General features: G+C 51.6%; 2 tRNA genes. Both read right to left on the reverse strand.

Annotated elements, in window-relative coordinates:
• Position 1: 1 nt before the first annotated feature.
• Positions 2-77, reverse strand: a tRNA-Val gene (locus tag FHL07_RS23525).
• A gap of 218 nt (positions 78-295) precedes the next feature.
• Positions 296-372: transfer RNA gene (locus FHL07_RS23530), tRNA-Asp, on the reverse strand.
• Positions 373-395: the final 23 nt, after the last annotated feature.

Genomic DNA, 395 nt, shown 5'->3' on the forward strand with positions numbered 1-395 from the left:
GTGGTGGGTGATGACGGGATCGAACCGCCGACCCTCTGCTTGTAAGGCAGATGCTCTCCCAGCTGAGCTAATCACCCTTGTACTTCGCTTTCGTTGCGGGGCGCATTCTCTCACACTATTTGTGTAAGTAGTTGTTTTTATTTGGATTTTTTCAAAACCTTGTAAAAACATCCGTTTCCATCGCCCTGCATCTTTGATTTCGCAGCGAACTGCCAAACCGAAGCCTTTCGGGTAAACCTGCATTTATCAGGCTTATCCCAACCACAAGCGTTCAAGGGGCTTATGGCAACAAAAATGGCGCAGCGGACGGGACTCGAACCCGCGACCCCCGGCGTGACAGGCCGGTATTCTAACCGACTGAACTACCGCTGCGCGTAACACTGTGAGCGAATGGT

The sequence above is a fragment of the Pseudomonas sp. FSL W7-0098 genome, from assembly GCF_005930585.1.
GTDB classification, from domain to species: domain Bacteria; phylum Pseudomonadota; class Gammaproteobacteria; order Pseudomonadales; family Pseudomonadaceae; genus Aquipseudomonas; species Aquipseudomonas bubulae.